General features: G+C 73.6%; 2 protein-coding genes (1 of these 2 only partly in view). Both read right to left on the bottom strand.

Going from position 1 to position 16,235, the window contains the following annotated elements; translation table 11 throughout:
• On the bottom strand, positions 1–745 hold the 5' end (the start) of the coding sequence (locus tag ACFSVL_RS44880; RefSeq protein WP_378314018.1) for a non-ribosomal peptide synthetase. Its footprint begins 12,425 nt before the window's first position; the window shows 745 of its 13,170 coding nt (coding positions 1–745); it begins with the start codon at positions 743–745; the stop codon falls past the left edge of the window.
• Positions 742–16,224, bottom strand: a complete 15,483-nt coding sequence (locus ACFSVL_RS44875) for an amino acid adenylation domain-containing protein (RefSeq protein ID WP_378314016.1) — start codon at positions 16,222–16,224, stop codon at positions 742–744. Before ACFSVL_RS44875 ends, ACFSVL_RS44880 begins: the two co-directional genes overlap by 4 nt.
• Between the last annotated feature and the right edge of the window lie 11 nt (positions 16,225–16,235).

The raw sequence follows: 16,235 nt of genomic DNA, 5'->3' as shown, positions 1-16,235 counted from the left end.
AGGCGGCCTGCATCAGCGTGTTGAGCGTGATACCGCGCCGCCGGGCGAACGCGGTCAGTTTCTCGGTGTCCGCAATGGACAGACGCTGGCTGATCCGGTCCGGCACCGCCGACCGGCTCCCTTCGGGCGCCAGCAGCGTCGGTCCGTCCACATCGGACAGTGCGGCCCGCCAGGCGGCGCGGGCGGCGGGCTTGTCCTGCGCGGCGAGCCAGCCGAGGTAGTCGCGGTAGGGACGCACGCGCGGCAGCGCCGAAGCATCGCCCGCGGAGGCGTAGAGCGTGAACAGATCGCGGCCCAGCAGCGGACCCGACCAGCCGTCCATCAGGAGGTGATGGTGGGTCAGCAGGAGCTGGTGCGTGCCGTCGCCGAGGCGGACCAGGGTGAACCGCAGCAGCGGCGGGGTTTCCGGATCGAAACGGGTCGCGCGGTCGGTTTCGGCGATCGCGTCCGCTTCCGCGCGATCGGCCGCGGCGACCTCCGCGAAAGGCACCGTGACCCGGCGCAGCACCAGTTGCACCGGCCGCTCGACGCCGGTCGCGGTGACCGCCACGCGGAGGTTCGCGTGCCGGTCCAGCAAGGCTTGCGCGGCCGTGCGCAGCCGGTCCGCGTCCACGTCTCCGCCCAGCTCGAAACGCAGCTGGACGGTGTAGACGTCCCGCTCCTCCCGGTCAAGAGAGGACAGGAAGAACAGGCCCTCCTGCAGCGGTGTGAGCGGGAGAACGTCCTCGAGTCCCCCGTGCGTCATGCCTTCCCCCATTTCGCTTCGAGCAGGTCGATCTGCTGCTGGCTCAGCGAAACCAGGCCGAAGTCGGACGAGGTGTGCCCGCCCGTGCCCGGTCCCGCGGTGTGTTCGGCGAGTGCGGCGAGCGCGTCGGCCCACGCGTCGGCGAGTGCCCGGACGTCGGCCTCGGCGACCGCGCCCGGGGCGTACGTCCAGTCGACGGTCAGCTCGTGCCCGGTGACCACCGCGGTGACTTCCACCGCGTGTGCCATCGGCAGCTCCGGTTCGGTGGCGCCGTCGACGCCGGTGCTGCCCGGCGCTGCCGCCCACGGTTGTTGCTCCGGGGCATCGAACCGGCCCAGGTAGTTGAAGCTGATCCGCGGCGGGTCGAAGGCGGCGAGTTCGGCGCTGGCGGACGGATCGAGGTACCGCAGCACCCCGTACCCGAGCCCCTGCTCCCCCGGCACGGCCTGCAGCTGTTCCTTGACCGCCTTCAGCGCGCGCCCGGCCGCGTCGCCGCCCCGCAGCGCGTCGGCGACGTCGACTCCGGTCAGCCGCAACCGGACCGGATAGGCGGTGGTGAACCAGCCGACGGTGCCGGAAAGGTCGGCGCCGTCGAGCAGTTCGGTGCGGCCGTGGCCTTCCAGCTGCACCAGCAGTTCCCGTGGTCCGTGCTTGGCCGCGGCCAGCGCGAGCGCGGTGAGCAGGACGTCCTGGACCCCGGCGCGGTAGGCGGCGGGAACGGTGGTCAGCAGCGGTTCGGTCTTCTCCGGCGGAAGGACCCGGCGGAGGCGTTTCGCCGTGCCGACGCGGTCGAGCTTCGGATCGGGTGCGCCGAGCCCGGGCGGGACCGGGGCGTCGGCGAGGGTGGCGCGCCAGTGCGGCAGTTCCGCGGCGAACTCGCCGTTCTTCCCGGCTTCCGCGAGGCGGTGCGCCCAGGCGCGGAACGACGTGCCCGGCGCGGGCTGTTCGCCGGCCAGCGCGGCGGGCAGGATGCGCCAGCTGACGCCGTCCACCGCGAGATGGTGGACGAGGACGAGGAGCCGGTCGTGCTGCCAGACGAACCGCACCTGGCCGTACTGCTCGGGATCCAGCGTCGCGGCGGCCGCCTCGACGTCCGGCTCGCCGAGCGAAAGCACGTCCTCGGCGCGGACGGTGCCGGGTGGCGGCACCTCCAGGGCCGATCCGGCCAGGCGGGCTCGCAGCAGGTCGTGCCGGTCCAGGACGTCCTGGATGCGCCCGGTCAGCTCGGCCAGGGTCAGGCCGGGCGGGGTGACCAGGAGCTGGGCCTGGCTGAAGCGGGCGATCGGGCCGTCGAGTTCGCGCAGCCAGTGCATGACCGGCGTGAGCGGCATCGAGCCGACGGCGGCGATCTCCGGCGCGGCGGCTTCGGCCGGGATCCGCGTCGCGGCCAGTGCGGCGAGGTTCGCCACCGTCTTGCGGTCGAAGAGGTCCCGGGGCCGGACGTCCAGCCCGGCCGCGCGGGCCCGGCCGGACACCTGGATCGACAGGATGCTGTCGCCGCCGAGCGCGAAGTAGTCGTCGTCGAGGCCGATCGAGGGCAGGCGCAGGACGTCCGCGACGATTTCGGCGAGCACGCGTTCGGTTTCGCTCGCGCCGGTCAGGTCGCCGGCCGCGGCGGGCTCCGGCGGGGCCGGGAGCGCTCGCCGGTCGAGTTTTCCTTGCGAGGTCAGCGGAAGCTCCGGCAGCGCGACGAAGACCGCCGGGACCATGTGGTCCGGCAGCTTCGTCAGCGCGGCCGCGCGCACGTCCGCGAAATCCGCTTCGCCGACGACGTAGGCCACCAGCCGCTTGGCACCGCGTGCGTCCGGGAGCGCGAGCACCGCGACCCGCCGCACGCCCGGGCAGCCGGACAGGACGGCTTCGACCTCGCCCAGCTCGATCCGGAACCCGCGCACCTTGACCTGGTGGTCTGCCCGGCCGACGTAGACCAGCGCGCCGTCCGCGCGGCGGCGGGCGAGATCGCCGGTGCGGTACAGCCGGGTGCCGTCCGGTCCGGCGACGAACCGGGTCGAGGTCAGGCCGGGCGCGCCGAGATAGCCGCGCGCCAAACCGGTGCCCGCGGCGTAGATCTCGCCGACCGAGCCGGGCGGGACCGGCCGCAGCCGCCGGTCGAGCAGATAGACGGCGGTGTTGTGCACCGGGCCGCCGATCGGCACCGGGCCGGGGCCGTCGTCCGGCCCGCACTCCCACAGCGTGATGTCCACTGTGGTCTCGGTGGGGCCGTAGGAGTTAAACATCCGGCGCTGCGCCGACCATTCGGCGGCGAGCGCGGGCGGGCACGCTTCCCCGGCGGCGATCACGACGAGGTCGTCCGGCACCTGCTCGGGACGGATCGACGCCAACGCGGCAGGCGGGAGCGTCGCGTGCGTGACGCGGTGCTCGCGCAGGAACGCCGCGAGGGGTTCGCCCGCGCGTTCGTCGTCGGGGACGATCACCAGCGTCGCGCCGGTGAGCAAGCCCATGCCCAGCTCCCACACCGAAGTGTCGAAGCTGACCGACGCGAACTGCAGGACCCGGCTTCCCGGGCCGGTGCCGAACGCCTCGGTCATCGTGTGCACCAGGCTGGCGACCCCGGCGTGGCTGACCAGGGTTCCCTTGGGGCGGCCAGTCGAACCGGAGGTGTAGATGACGTACGCGCCGGCGGCGGTCGACGGCGCCGGCGAGAGCGGGTGGTCGCTCGGCGGCAGGTCGAGGTCGCGCAGGATCAGCACCGGGTTCGCGTCGGCGACCATGGCGGCGCGGCGTTCGGCCGGATAGTTCGGATCGAGCGGCAGGTATACGCCGCCCGCCTTCTGGATAGCGATCAGGGCGACGATCAGGTCCGCCGATCGCGGCAGTTCGACCCCCACCACAGCCTCGGGCCCGACACCCCGCTCGGCCAACGCGTGCGCCAGGGCGGTCGAACGGCGGTCTAGCTCGGCGTAAGTGAGCGTGGTGCCGCCGTCGAGCACTGCGGGCTGCTCGGTCTGGGCCACTCGCGCGAACAGCTGCGCGATCGTCAGATCCGTTACGGCGCAAGCGGTATCGTTCGCCGCCGCCAGCTCCGCGTGCTCGGCGGCGGAGAGCACGTCGACCGCTCCGGCGAGCTGATCGGGCCGCGCGAGCAGCGTGCGGCAGAGCTGGGTGAACCGCTCGGCGATCCGCTCGGCCTCGCCCGCGCCGAACGCGTTTTCCGCGTACTTCCAGGTGATCCGCCCGTCCGGCTCGACGACCAGCGCGAGCGGGTAGTGCGTGTCGTCCGAGGCTCGCACCGAGCGCAGGTCGCCGGACTCGGCCTGGTCCAGCGGGTAGTTCTGGACGACGAGGAGCGTGTCGAACAGCTCGCCGGTGCCGGTGATGCGCTGGAGGTCGCCGAGGCCCGCGTGCTGATGGCCCAGCAGAACCGCTTGCTCCGCCTGGATCCTGGCGGCCAGGGCGCGCAGCGATTCGGCGTGGTCGATCCGGACGCGGACCGGGATGGTGTTGGCGAACAGGCCGATCGCGGCGTCGGCACCGTCCACTTCGGCCGGTCGGCCGGAGACGACCGTGCCGAACACGACGTCGTCGGAGTCGGTGAGCCGGCCGAGCAGGAGACCCCACGCGGCCTGGACGACGCTGGTCAGCGTCAGGCCGGCGTCCCGCAGCAGCGGGGTGAGGTCCGGCAGCGCGGTCTCGAACCGGCGTCCGATGCGCTCGCCGGCGGCGGCCGGAACCAGCAGAGTCGGCTCTTCGACGCCGTCCAGTGCGGTGCGCCAGGCCTTTTCGGTGGCTTCGTGGTCCCTTGTGGACAGCCAGGCGAGATGGTCGCGGAACGGCCGCGACACCCGCGTCGGCGCGCCGTCCCGGCGGTAGGCCTCCAGGAGGTCGCCGACGAGCAGCGGGCCGGACCAGCCGTCGTACAGCAGATGGTGCGCCGTGAGCAGCAGCGTGCGGTCGACCAGGGCGAGCCGCAGCAGCGGCGGGTCGGCGGGGTCGAACCGGTCGGCCAGTTCGGCGGCGGCCAGTGCTTCGACGTCGCCGCCGGGATGTTCGGCCCAGCGGGGTTCGAGCGCGGCCGGGACGAACTGGACCGGCACGCCCGAAGCCGTGTGCCGGAAGCCCGCGCGCAGGGCGGCGTGCCGGGCCAGCAGCGCGGCCGCCGCACGGCGCATCCGTTCGCCGTCGACCGGGCTGCCGAACTCCAGCCGCAACTGCATCAGGTACGGGTCGGGTCCGGCGGCTTCGTAGTCGCTGAGGAACAGCAAGCCGGTCTGCAGCGGCGTCAGCGGCAGGACGTCCTCGACGGCGCCGAGTTCGTCCACATCGGACTGGCTCAGCTCGGCGAGCGGGAAGTCCGACGGGGTGTGGAACGGCTCGCGCACCGCGTCCACGAGATCGGCGACGGCGCGCTGCCACCGTTCGGCCAGCGCGCGCACCTCCGGTTCCGGAAGGACGCCGGGGACATACGCCCAGGACGCGCGCAGGACGTCGCCGTCGGCCGAGGCGTTGATCTCCAGCGCCGCCGCGACCGCCGTCGACGGATCGGCGTGCCCGCCCATCGGCTCGGCCACCGTCCAGTCGCCGTCGCCGCCGGTGAACCGGCCGAGGTAGTTGAAGCCGACCTCCGGCTCCGGCAGGCCCGGCACCCGGTCGAGATAGCGCAGCTTGCCGTACTGCGGACCGGCCAGCTCGCCGCCCGGCAGGCCGCGGACGGCGGTCTTGACGCCCTTGAGCGTCGCGACCGGGTCCCCGGCCGGGTCGAGCGGGACGGGATAGCGCGAGGTGAACCAGCCGACCGTCCGGGAGACATCGAGACCCAGATCGACGCGGCCGTGTCCCTCGACGGCCACCAGCAGCGGCTGCCCGGCCGCGGTCACCAGCGCGGCGAGCAGGACGTCCTGCACCGTGCCGTGCGCCCGCACCGCGACGTCGGACAGCCCAGCCCAGGGCAGCTCGACGACGAACTTCGCCGCCCCGCCGACCAGGTCCGCCGGGCCGGCCGGACGGCGGCCGAGCCGGGGCACCGGCCGGTCCAGGAACGCCCGCCACGCCGCTGGATCGGCTTCGACCCGGACGGCTTCCCTTGCCCAGCGGGCGAAACTGCTGCTCGGCGCTGCCGGAGAGCCAGCGAGGTCGTCCAGGATGATCCGCCAGGAAACACCGTCGACCACGAGGTGGTTGGCCACCAGCAGCAGCTTCCGTTCCGGCGGGCACCACACCGCGCGGAACAGGACCCCGGCCTCGATGTCCAATTCGGACAGTGCGCGTTCGCGTTCGCCGGTCAGGTCCTCGACCACCCGCACCTTCGGCGCGCTCGTACGGCCGGGCGCCATCCCGCGGGTGCCGAGTTCCGGATGCCGCGCGAAGAGGTCGTCAAGCCGGTCCTGGAGGTCGTCCAGCCCGGCCGGGGTCGTGACGACGAGCCACTGGGCGAACCGGTCGAGGTCGCCGCCGCGTTCGGCCGCCCACGCCATGATCGGCGTGCGCGCGATCTCGGCGGGCTCCTCGGCCGGGAGTTCGGCTTCGACCGCGCCGATCCGCTCGGCCAGGGCCGAGGGCGTGCCGAGTTCGACCACGTCGCGGGCGCGGACCGCCAGCCCGGCCGCCCGGGCGCGGCCGACCACGCGCAGCGACAGGATGCTGTCGCCGCCGAGGCGGAAGAAGTCGTCCTGCTCCCCCACCGAGGGCAGGTCCAGGACCTCGGCGAAGATGCCCGCGAAGACGGCCGCTGCCGGACTGCTCGCCACGGACTCGGTCACCCGCGCGACGGGTTCGGGCAGCGCCGCCCGGTCAAGCTTTCCGCTGGGAGTCAACGGGAACCGGTCCAGCACGACGATCGCCGACGGCACCATGTAGGACGGCAGCCGGTCCGCGCAGTGCGCTTTCAGGTCTACAGTGGACAGTCCGGTGACATAGCCGGTCAGCGTGTTCCCGCGAGCCGCGACCGCCGCGCCGGTGACTCCCGGGGCGGCGGCGAGGACGTGCTCGATCTCGCCCAGCTCGATCCGGAAACCGCGCACCTTGACCTGGTGGTCGGCGCGGCCGAGGTAGTCGAGCTGGCCGTCTTCGGTCCAGCGGGCGAGGTCGCCGGTGCGATACATCCGGCCGCCGCCATAGGGGTTCGCGACGAACCGCTCGGCGGTCAGCCCGGGGCGGCCGAGGTAGCCGCGGGCCAGGCCGCCCGCGAGGTACAGCTCGCCCGCGACGCCCGGCGGCACCGGGTTGAGGTCGCGATCGAGCACGTAGCAGCGGCAGCCGGGCAGCGGCGCGCCGATCAGCACCCGCTCGCCGTCGGCGACCGGCCAGCTGGTCGCGTAGACCGTGGCCTCGGTGGGGCCGTAGATGTTGACCAGGTTCGCCTCAGGCGCGGCGGCGCGGATGGACCGCACGAGATCCGCCGACAACGCCTCGCCCGCGAGCGCGAACGTGCCGACTTCGAGGCCGGACAGGTGCTGCGCGAAGACCCCGGCGACCGCCGACGGCACCGCGCAGACCAGGCTGAGCCGTTCGCCCGCCGGGGCGTCGGCCAGCGCGAGCACGTCGGGCACGACGTCGATCCGGCCGCCGTTCAGCAGCGGCGCGAAGATCTCGAACACGGACACGTCGAAGGTCGCCGGGGTCGCCGCGAGCACCCGGGAAAGTCCTTCGGTGCCGAAAGCCCGGTGCCCCCATTCGACCAGCCGCAGGACGCTCTCGTGCGCGACAACCACGCCCTTCGGACGGCCGGTCGAACCCGAGGTGTAGATGACGTAGGCCGCGTTGCCCGGCTGTACCGCGACCTCGGCGTCGCACGGCTCGAATCCGGTCAGGGACAGGTGCTCGAAACCGTCGTAGTGCTTGTCAGTGGTGAGGATCAGGACTGGCTGGGCCTCGGCGAGCACGCCCGCGACCCGTTCGGCCGGATGGGCGAGGTCGATCGGCAGGTAGGCGCCGCCGGCCTTGTGCACGGCGAGCATCGCGACGATCAGCTGCGCCGACCGCGGCAGCGCCAGCGCGACGACGGACTCCGCGCCGACGCCCCGCGCCACGAGCGCCCCGGCCAGGCCTCGGGCGGCCGCGTCCAGTTCGGCGTAGGTCAGCTGGGTGTGGTCGTCGGTGACGGCGATCGCGTCCGGGGTCCGGCGGGCCTGGGCGCGGAACGCGTCGGCGAGCGTCCCGCGCGTGTCGATGTCGCCGGTGTCGTTGAACTCCGTGACGACCAGGGCGCGTTCGCTCTCGTCGGTGATGCCGAGCGAGCCAACCGGGGCCGCCGGGTCGGCCACGACGTCCAGCAGGACTCGCACGAACCGGTCGAGCAGTTCCGCCGCCTGCCGCGCCCCGAAACCGGGCTGGTACTTGACTCCGACGTACAGCTCTTCTTCGGGCGCGACGATCAGCGTGACCGGATAGTGCGTGGCGTCGACCGGCGGACCGCCCGTGACGCGCAGGCCGGGCCCGGCGTCCCAGCCGGTGTCCGCCGGGTAGTTCTCGACCACGACGAGGGTGTCGAACAGCGTGCCGATGCCCGCGATCCGCTGCAGTTCGCCGAGGCCGATCCGATGGTGGTCCAGGAGGGCGGCCTGCTCGCGCAGCACGCGGGCCAGCAGGTCGCTGACCGGTTCGCCGGAGCGGAGGGCGATCCGCACCGGGAGCGTATTGATGAACAGCCCGATCATCTCGGTACTGCCCGGCAGGTCGGCGGGGCGGCCGGAGACGGTGGTGCCGAACACGACGTCGGCGCGGCCGGTGAGCCTGCCCAGCAGGATCGCCCAGGCGGCCTGGACCAGGGTGTTCACCGTGCAGCCGAGTTCGCGGGCGCGTGCTGTGACGCGCGCGGTCACGTCCGCGTCGAGAGTGCGGTCGAGGTGTTCCGGCCACTGCGGAGCGCGGACGTCGGGGGCGAGCAGGGTGGGTTCGTCGAGCCCGGCGAGCGCTTCCGTCCAGGCGGCCCGGTCGGCCTCGTGGTCCACTGTGGACAGCCACTGGTCGCGATGCGGCCGCCGGGACGGGGGTTTCGCCCCGGCGTAGGTCGCGAAGAGTTCGCGCGCGAGGGCCAGCGAGGACCAGCCGTCGAGGAGAATGTGGTGATGGCACACCAGGAGCCGACGGCCGGGGGTCAGCGCGAAGCGGATCAGCGGCGCGCGGCTCAGGTCGAACCGGGCCCGGCGGAAGTCCTCTTCGGCGATTTCGCCGTCCTGCCAGTCCAATTCCGGTGCCGGGCGGATGACCTGGATCGGGTCGCCTTCAGCGCGCAGGTGGAACTCCGCCCGCAGCGCGGCGTGGCGGCGGACCAGGTCCTCGGCGGCCACCCGCAGCCGGGCCGGATCGAGATCGCCGTCGAGATCGAAGGCCAGCAACACGGTGTAGACGTCGGTTTCGTCGTCCTGCGCCAGCAATCCGGCCTGCAGCGGGGTGACCGGGAGAACGTCCTCGACCGTGCCGAGGCCGTCCACTTCGGACTGACTGAGCCGGACGAGCGGGAAGTCAGACGGGGTGTATCCGCCACCTTCGGTCAGTGCGGTGAGCGCACGCCGCCACGCCGCGAGCAGCGCGTCGAGGTCGACGTCCGGCACGGACGACCAGCGCGCCTTCAGCATCCCGTCCGCCAGCAGCGTGGACACCTCGACCGGATGGCTCGCGCCGAGTTCCGGATCGACGCCGCCGGCCAGGAAGTCCAGCCCAGGCAGCTGCTCGGGACGGGCAGTTCCGAGATGGTTCACCAGGAACGGCCGCGGCGCTCCGGGCACCCGGTCGCGCAGCAGGCCGTACCCGGTGCCGTCACCCGGGACCGCGGCGAGAGTTTCCTTGACCCGCTTGAGGATCTGCTCCGGAGTGCCACCGAGATCGACGCGCACCGGGTACAGGCTGGTGAACCAGCCCACGGCGGTGTCGGCGCCCGGGACGCCGTCGCGGCCGTGGCCCTCCAGATCGGCCCGCAGCGCGGTTTCGCCCCAGACCTCGCGCGCGGCAAGGCCGAGCGCGGCCAGCACGACCTCGCGGACGCCGGTGTGGAACGCGCCCGCGATCCCGGAGACCAGCTCGGCGGGCACCTCCGTGACCACGTGCCGCAGTTCGCCGACCGGGCCGGTGCGCAGCTCGACGCTGGTGCCCCCGGCCATCTCGGCCCAGAACGGCACCTCGGTCTCGTCGGCGGCCAGCGCGGCCGCCCACGGCCGGGCGGCGAAGTCCGCCGGGCGGTCCGGCACCCCCTCGGCCAGGTCGGCCGCGATGACCGACCACGACACCGCGTCGATCACCAGGTGATGCGCGACCAGCAGCAACCGGTCGGCCCCGATCCGGACCGCCCGCAGCACCACCCCGCCACGCGGGTCGAGCGCGGCGGCTTCCCGGGCCAGCTCGGCGTTCGGGTCGGCGTCCGCGGGCACCGAGCGCAGCGGGACCTCGCGCGGTTCGCCGATCTCCAGAGTGTCGCCGGTCAGCCGGGCGCGGAGGAAGTCGTGCCGGGCTACCAACCGGGCCAGCAATGCCGGTACATCGGGCGTGGACACGGACAACAGCGCCGCCTGGCTGTAGCGGTCGATCGGGCCGCCTCGGCCGAGCAGCCAGCGCACCATCGGGGTCGGGGCTACCGGCCCGGCCCGGTCGACGGACACCACGGGCGCGGCGGACTCGACCGCGCGGGCGGCGAGACCGGCCACCGTCGCAGCTTCCACGACGTCGCGCGGCGAGACGGTCAGCCCGGCCCGGCGCAGGGCGGCGACCAGGTGGATGGCCAGGATGCTGTCGCCGCCCGCAGCGAAGAACCCGGTGTCCGCCCCGGCCTCGGCCAACCCCAGGACCTCGGCGAACGCGGCGGCGACCGCGGTTTCCCGCGCATCCCGTGGTGCGACAAGCGCGGCCGTCTCCCCCGGCGGCTCGGACAGCGCGGCCCGGTCGAGCTTTCCGTTGCGGTTCACCGGAAACTCGCGCAGCGGCACCAGCACCGACGGCACCATCGCGGCCGGCAGCACGCGGCTCAGCTCGGTGAGCGCGCCGGAGACCGTTTCGGGCACGCAGTAGGCGATCAGCCGTCCGTCACGCGCGACGACCACGGCGGCGTCGACCCCGGGCAGGGCCGCGAGCCGCGCTTCGATCTCGCCCGGTTCGATGCGCTGGCCGCGGATCTTGACCTGATGGTCGGTGCGGCCGAGGTAGTCGAGCGCCCCGTCTGCGCGGCGGCGCACCAGGTCGCCGGTGCGGTAGAGCCGTCCGCCGTCCGGAGCCGCGACGAACCGCTCGGCGGTCAGCGCCGCGCGGCCGCGATAGCCGCGGGCGAGCTGCGCCCCCGACAAGTACAGCTCCCCCGCGACGCCGTTCGGCACCGGCTGCAGCCCGGCGTCGAGCACGTGCGCCCCGGTGTTCCAGACCGGCACGCCGATCGGCACCGGCCGGACGCCCTCCTCCGCTGAGGTGTCCCATTCGGTGACGTCCACGGCGGCCTCCGTCGGGCCGTAGAGGTTGTGCAGCGGCGCGGCGAACACCTCCCGCGCTCGCGGGACCAGATCGGCGGGCAGCGCCTCGCCGCTGCAGAACACCCGGCGCACCGAACGGAGGTCGTGGAGCACCCCGGCCGCCACGAAGGCGGCCAGCATCGACGGGACAAAGTGGACAGTCGTGACCCGCTCGGCCTCGATCAGCGCGGCGAGGCGCTCCGGATCGCGGTGGTCCCCGGGCTCCGCGACGACCAGCGCGGCACCGCTGATCAGCGGGAGGAAGAACTCCCACACCGAAACGTCGAACGTGGCCGGGGTCTTCTGCAGCACCCGGTCGCCCGCGCCGAAGCCGTAGCGTTCGCGCATCCAGAGCAATCGGTTCACGATCGCGCGGTGCTCGACCAGCACGCCCTTGGGACGGCCGGTCGAACCCGAGGTGTAGATCAGGTAAGCCGCGTTGCCCGGCTCCACCGGCGCGCGGCGGAGTCCGTCCGCCGCCGGGAGGACGTCGGCGGTGAGGACGGCGGCGGGAGCGGCGTCGGCGAGCAGCTCGCGGATCCGCTCGGCCGGCTGTTCCGGGTCGACCGGCAGGTAGGCGGCACCGGCGCGCAGCACCGCGACCAGCGCGAGCACCAGCTCCAGCGAACGCGGCAGCACGACGGCGACCACCGATTCCGGCCCGACGCCGCGGTCCTGCAGGGCCGCCGCCAGCCGCGCGGTGCGGTCGTCGAGGTCGCGGTAGCTGAGCCGCGAACCGCGGAAAGCCAGCGCTTCGCGGTCGGCGTGCTCGGCGAACGCCTGCTCCAGCAGCGCGGTCAGGGTCAGGTCCGGCAGCGCGTGGCCGGTGTCCGGGACGAGCCGCTCTCCGGGCAGCCGGACGTCGAGCGCGGCCACCGGTTCGTCGGGCGCGGCCAGCAGGTCGCCGAGGACCTGGGCGAACCGGTCGGCGAACAACGCGGCCTCGTCCGGCTCGAACAGGTCGCGGGCGAACTCGAGGAAGCCGCTGAGCCCGCCGCCGGTTTCGGTGACGTTGAGGGTCAGGTCGAACTTCGCGGTCGCGGTGGGCACCAGTTCGGTTTCCGCGGCCAGCCCGGCGAACCGGCCGGTCCCGGCCGGGGTGTTGCGGTAGGCGAACAGCACCTGGAACAGCGGATGCCGCGACGTCGAGCGCGGCGGGGCGAGCCGGTCGACGACCTCGTCGAACGGGACGTCGTCGTGCGCCAGCGCGGCGAGGCCGGTGCGGCGGACGCGGGCCAGCAGCTCGCGGAACGTCGGACGCCCGGACAGGTCGGTGCGCAGCACGACGGTGTTCACGAAGAAGCCGACCAGCGGATCGAGGGCTTCGGCGGCGCGTCCGGCCACCGGCACGCCGATCGGGACGTCGTCTCCCGCGCCGCACCGCGCCAGCACGGCGGCGAACGCGGCGTGCAGCACCATGAACACGCTGGTGCCGGTTTCGGCGGCCAGTTCCCGGATCCTCGGCAGCTCCGGGACGGCCAGGTCGAGAACGATGCCCTCGCCGGACGGGCGGGGCGGGCGGGTCCGCCCGCTCGGGACCGCGATCTCGTCGGGCAGGCCGTCGAGTTCGGCGGCCCAGAAGTCCAGGTCGACCGGCAGCGAGCGGTGCCACAGCGCGTAATCCGCGTACTGCACCGGCAGCGGAGTCCACTGTGGAGCGTGACCGGCGGCCCGGGCGGCGTAAGCGGTTTCGAGGTCGGCCAGCAACGGCCGCAGCGACCACTCGTCGGTGGCGATGTGATGCACGGTGACCAGCAGGACGTGGTCGGCGTCGCCGAGGACGATCAGGGCCGCGCGGATCGGCAGTTCGTCCGCGAGCGAGAACGGCCGGCGGCTGAGGTCGGTGATCCGCTCAGCCGCCTCCGCAGGCAGCACGGTGAACGGAACCGGCTGCGGCGCAAGGACTTCCTGCCACGGCTCACCATCGGTCTCGTGGTAGACGGTGCGCAGCGGCTCGTGCCGGGCGACGACGTCGTCGAGCGCGGCCCGCAGCGCGTCGCGGTCGAGGTCGCCGCGAAGGCGCACGCTCAGCGGGAGGTTATACGCCGCGCTGTCCGGGCCGGACAGGGACTGCAGCAGCCACAGCCGTCGCTGCCCGGCCGACAACGGCAGGCGATCCGGTCTCGCCGCGACCGGCACTTCCGGACGCGCCGGGGCGAGCCCGGTCAGCCGTCCGGCCAGCTCGGCGGGGGCCGGGGCGTCGAAGATCGCGGCGATCGGGACGTCCACGCCGAACTCGGCGCCGAGGCGCGTGCTCAGCCGCAGAGCGAGCAGGGAGTGCCCGCCGAAGCGGAAGAAATCGTCGTCCGGGCCGAATCCGGGGACGCCGAGAACATCGGCGAACAGCTCGCTCAGCCGGGCCGTCCTCGGGTCCGCCGCGGCGGTGCCGGAGCCGGTGTGCGTGCGGGCGGCCAGCGCGAGCCGGTCGACCTTTCCGTTGGGGGTCAACGGCAATTCGGGCACAGCGACGAGCAGGCCGGGCACCATGTAGTCCGGCAGGTGCCGGGCCAGCTCGGCGCGCAGGTCGCCGATGTCGCCGGTCGGCACGTAGTACCCGGCCAGCCCGGCGCCGACGGCGACCACCGCGCAGTGCCCGACGCCCGGCGCGCGGCCGAGAACGGCTTCGATCTCGCCCAGCTCGACCCGGAAACCGCGGACCTTGACCTGGTGGTCGGTTCGGCCGAGACACTCGAGGGCGCCGTCGGCGGTCCGGCGCGCGAGGTCGCCGGTGCGGTACATCCGCCCGCTGCCGTACGGATTGGCCACGAACCGCGACGCGGTCAGCCCCGCACGGCCGAGATAGCCCAGCGCGACGCCCGAACCGGCCAGGTACAGCTCGCCGGTCGCACCGGGCGGCACCGGCCGCAGTGCCGCGTCGAGGACATAGGCGTGGGTGTTGTGCAGCGGACGCCCGATCAACGGCCGCTGTGCACCCGCCGCGTCGATTTCACTGGCGGTAGACCAGATCGTGGTCTCGGTCGGTCCGTACAGGTTGGTGACCTCAGCGGTGCTCCGGACAAGCAGCTTCGCCAACGCAGGCGGCAACGCCTCGCCGCCGACCAGCGCCCGGACGCCGCGCAACGCCTCGGGAACCGACTCGGCGAGCGCCTGCCACAGCGATGGCGTGGCCTGCATCGCGGTGACCCCGTCCAGCAGCCCCGCCAGCCGGGCCGGGTCGCGCACGTCGGCGGACTCCGCCAGCACGACCGTCGCGCCGTCGAGCAGAGGCAGGAACAGCTCCAGCGCGGCGATGTCGAAGCTGATCGTCGTGACCGCCAGGAACCGGTCCTGCGGGCCGAAAGCGAACCGCTCGCGCAGCGAGGCCAGCAGGTTGCCGAGGTTGCGGCGGGTGACGACCACGCCCTTGGGACGGCCGGTCGAGCCCGACGTGTAGAGCACGTAAGCGGGTGCGTCGGCCGGAACGTCCGGCAGCGCGACCGGCTCGGGCAGCTCCTCCGCGCCCAGCCAGTCCGCATCGACGACCAGCACCGGACCCGCGTCGTCGAGCATGAACTCCACGCGCTCGGCGGGAAATCCCGGGTCGACCGGCAGATACGCGGCACCGCTCTTGAGCACCGCGAGCAACGCCACGACCAGCCCGGTGCCCCGGGGCAGCCGGACCGCGACGAGGTCGCCCAGGCGGACGCCTTCCGCGATCAACCGGGCCGCCAGACGGTCGGCGCGGTCGTGCAGCTCGGCGTACGTGAGCCGCGAGGTCGCGTCCTCCACCGCGATGCCCGCACCGCGCGGAATCTCGCGCAGCAGAGCGAAACTGTCGTGCGAGGTCGGCTCCGTCCGGCCCGCCGCGAGCGCGCCGGGCACGTCCGCGGTCACGTCGAAGCGGCCGACTGGCGTGCCGGGAGCGGCTTGGCCCAGCGCGGAGAGCACGGCGGCGAATCCGGTGGTGTGCCGGTTGAGGCCTTCGGCGTCGTGCACCGCGGGGTTGGCGTCGACGTCCAGGACGAGCCCCGCGTCCCCGGGCAGGCCCTGCACGGTGAAGGTCAGGTCGTCGACCGGTCCCGCCGCCAGGTAATGCGTCGTCGCGCGCAGCCCGCCGAAGGACAGCTCCGTCGGGAACGGCTTGATGTTGATCCACGGCCCGACGAGCCGCCGGGACCCGAGCCGCCCGAGGTCGCGGCGGACGTCCTCGCCGCGGTAGCGATGGTGCGGGCGGGTCGTCTTCAGCTCGGCCGCCACGGCCGCGACCAGTTCGGCCACCGTGTCCGACGGAACGACCGGGACCCGCAGCGGCAGCACGTTCACCGTCGTCGCGGGGATGCGCGCGGCCGGGCCGAGCCGGCCCATCACCGGCAGGCCGAGCACGATCTCCGGGGCGCCCGAGACGCGGTGCAGGTACAGCGCGGTCGCGGCGATGACGACCTCGGTCCAGCCGGTGCCGAGGTCTTTCGCCAGCGCGGAAAGCGCGGCGAAGTCCGGCACCGTCGTGTGTTCCCGCAGGAAGTCGTGCGACGCCGGGGCCGCGGCGGGCAGCTCCGGCAGCCCGGCGAGGTGGTCTGTCCAAAAGCGACGGTCGGCGGCGAAGCGGTCGGACGCGCGATAGGCGACGTCCTGCTCCAGCAACGCCGCCATCGGCCGGAACGGGCTCTCCCCGGCCTCCGCACCGGCGGTCAGCGCGGTGTAGACCTCCGCCACCCGCCGCTGGACCAGCCCGAAGCCGTAACCGTCGAGCAGGATGTGGTGGCAGCCGAAGAACCAGGAGTACCGGTTTCCCGGCCGCCGGTAAAGGATCTGCGTCACCAGCGGCCCGGTGCCGAGATCGCGCGGGGTCGCCAACTCGGCCCGCATCAGCGGTTCCGGATCGCCGTCCACCTCCACGACTGCCAGCTCAGGCACCGCCGCCGCGCCCGGACGGGCCGACGGGCCGGGTCCGAAAAGGACAGTCAGCCCGTCCGCCTCCGACATCGCCGTGCGCACCGCTGTGCGGAAGGCTTCGACGTCCAGCTCTCCGTGGATTTCCAGGTACTCGCCGGTGTGGTACGCCGGGCTCGACGGATCGAGCCGGGTCCCGAACCAGACGCCCTCCTGCGCGGCGGTGAGCGGGCTGCGGGCGTCCTCGTGCGCCGACGACACAGGTGATCCTC

The organism is Amycolatopsis silviterrae (assembly GCF_042684085.1).
Classification (GTDB): Bacteria; Actinomycetota; Actinomycetes; order Mycobacteriales; family Pseudonocardiaceae; genus Amycolatopsis; species Amycolatopsis silviterrae.
The sequence above is the reverse complement of the archived record's forward strand: the minus strand, read 5'-3'. Positions and strand labels throughout refer to the sequence as shown.